The organism is Phenylobacterium sp., assembly GCF_016793225.1.
Taxonomy (GTDB): domain Bacteria; phylum Pseudomonadota; class Alphaproteobacteria; order Caulobacterales; family Caulobacteraceae; genus Phenylobacterium.
This window is the reverse complement of sequence record NZ_JAEUMN010000116.1, coordinates 1-1,772: the sequence shown is the minus strand read 5'-3', so window position 1 is coordinate 1,772 and position 1,772 is coordinate 1. Positions and strand designations below refer to the sequence as shown.

The window sequence follows — 1,772 nt, the reverse complement described above, 5'->3', positions numbered from 1 at the left end:
GAAAAGAGCCTGCGGTTGATGAGCGGCTATGGGCTGAAGACGATGTTCGTCGCCCAGAGCCTGAACGACATCGTCGAGACCTACGGACCCAACAACACCATCCTCGACAACTGCTTCGTCTACACCTCGTTCGCGGCGCTCGATCCCCTGACTCAGGACAAGGTCTCGCGCCTCACCGGGACAGTCTCGGAGACCCGGACCAGCCGCAGCGGCCCGGCCGGGCTCGGCGCAGGACGCAGTTCCGTCTCGCGCTCCGAGGTGGAGCGACCGCTTCTCGAACCCGGGGAAATCCGCGCCCTTCCGGACGACGAGCAGCTCGTCTTTGTGGCGGGCCAAAAGCCGCTGCGCACGCGCAAGGTCCGCTACGACGTGCGCCAACCCTTCCGCCGTCGCGCTGCGATCGCCGCGCCGGTGGGGCAGATCGATTCGCCAGGCCACCCTGCACACCCGTGGGCCGGCCGCCGCGCCCTGGGCGAGGACGCGAGCGCCGCACTGCCGCGCTTCAAAGAGGCGGTCGCCGCCATGGACGACCGCAAGGCGGCCGCCCGGGTCGCGGAAATCTACCAGAAGGCCGCGGAGGACCTCGCGGCACAGGACGCGGTCCTTGATCATCTGCAGGGAGGCCGCCGTGGCCAAAGCTGACGAGAAGCCCACCCCCCGCGTACAGGTCTATTTCGAGAACCCGAAGACCGAGCTGGCCTTGCGGCGCGAAGCGCGCGCCAACCGGATGACGCTGAGCCGCGCCGCCGAGCAGGCCATCTCGAGAGGCCTTCAGCGCCGTCCAGCCGCGGACCCCGAGGATCGGCTGCTGTCGCTGGATCGCGCCTTGCGCGATCACATGCGCGCCACCGCTCGCGACATGACCATCGTCCAGGAACTGCTGGTGGAGTTCGCGCGCGCGTTCTTCGCGCGCCTGCCCGACACGGCGGCGGACCAGGACCCACTGCTGCGGGCCGCGGTCGAGGCCCGCATCGGGCGCCTGCTGGACGCCGCCGCGGCGCGGATCGTGGCCGGCGGAACGCGCACGACGGACGAGGCGACCGCCGCCGAGCCACGGTCGTTCTCCACGGCCGCCGAATGACCGCGGAGGCGCTGGCCCAGGCCCGCCGGCGCGAGGCGCTGGAACACGCCCTGGGAGAGGTGGTGCTGCGGGCGCTGGCCGACCCGTCAGTGGTAGAGGTGCTCGCCAACCCCGATGGCCGCCTCGTCATCGACCGCCTGGGCGCTGGGCGCGTGGACGCGGGCGCCGCGCTCACCGCCCAAGCCCGTGAGCGGGTCATCCGACTGGTGGCCGACTATGTCGCCGAGCCGATCACCCGCGAGGACCCCCGGTTGTCCGGCGTGCTCCCCTCCGGCGAGCGGTTCCAGGGTTTTCTGCCGCCGGTCTGCGCCCAGCCTGCCTTTTCGATCCGCAAGCGGCCGGCCATGGTGTGGTCGCTGCAGGACTACGTCGAGACCGGCGTCCTGTCCGAGGCCCAGGCCAACCTCCTCAGGGCGGCTGTCCGCGAGCGCCGCAACATCCTCATCTCGGGCGGCGCCGGTTCGGGCAAGACGACGCTTGCCAACGCGATCCTGGCCGAGCCGGAGTTTGCCGCAGACCGGGTGTTCGTGATCGAGGACACGCCGGAACTTCAGTGTTCGGCCTGGGACCTCGTGGCGGTTCTCACGCGCCGCCATCCCAAACCCATCTCCGTCGCGGACCTCGTGCGCGATGCGTTGCGCATGCGGCCCGACCGCATCGTGGTCGGGGAAATGCGCGAGGGGTCCGCCGC

Annotated in this window: 3 protein-coding genes; all 3 read left to right on the top strand. The window is 70.9% G+C overall.

The features are described from left to right. On the top strand, positions 1-642 hold a 642-nt coding region (locus JNK30_RS13895; RefSeq protein ID WP_293483017.1), incomplete at its 5' end, for a type IV secretory system conjugative DNA transfer family protein. Continuing rightward, a complete protein-coding gene (locus tag JNK30_RS13890) occupies positions 629-1,081 on the top strand; it encodes a hypothetical protein (protein WP_293483015.1) in 453 nt (150 codons plus the stop codon). The genes JNK30_RS13895 and JNK30_RS13890, both read left to right, overlap by 14 nt. Next, on the top strand, positions 1,078-1,772 hold a 695-nt coding region (locus JNK30_RS13885), incomplete at its 3' end, for an ATPase, T2SS/T4P/T4SS family (protein ID WP_293483013.1). The genes JNK30_RS13890 and JNK30_RS13885, both read left to right, overlap by 4 nt.